This is a genomic window from Gemmiger formicilis (assembly GCF_016901605.1).
Classification (GTDB): Bacteria; Bacillota; Clostridia; order Oscillospirales; family Ruminococcaceae; genus Gemmiger; species Gemmiger formicilis_B.
On the sequence record NZ_JACJKP010000491.1, the window covers coordinates 1 to 390 of the forward strand.

A 390-nucleotide genomic window follows, 5' to 3' on the forward strand; every position below is an offset into this window, starting at 1 on the left:
CAGCAGCTTTCGCAGGTGTCCAACATGCTGCAAAGCATGGCCGCCGCTGCGGAACGGGTGTTTGAGTTCCTGGGTGAGGAAGAGGAGGACCAGACCGCCGATCCGGCCCGCCGTGCCGACCCTGCCACCATCGACGGGCAGGTGACCTTCGACCACGTAAAGTTCGGGTATACTCCCGACAAAACGGTCATCCACAACTTCAGCTGCACCGTGCAGCCCGGCCAGAAGGTGGCCATCGTCGGCCCCACCGGCGCCGGCAAGACCACCATGGTCAAACTGCTGATGCGGTTCCATGATGTGGATTCCGGTTCCATTACGCTGAACGGCCACAACGTCCGTGACTTTGACCGCACGGCGCTGCGGGAAGGCTTCGGTATGGTGCTGCAGGAT

1 protein-coding gene is annotated in these 390 nt (G+C 62.1%); it reads left to right on the top strand.

The genetic code is table 11. The features are described 5' to 3' along the window. The coding region (locus H6B10_RS15595) for an ATP-binding cassette domain-containing protein (protein ID WP_204652375.1) at positions 1–390 on the top strand (390 nt) is incomplete at both ends.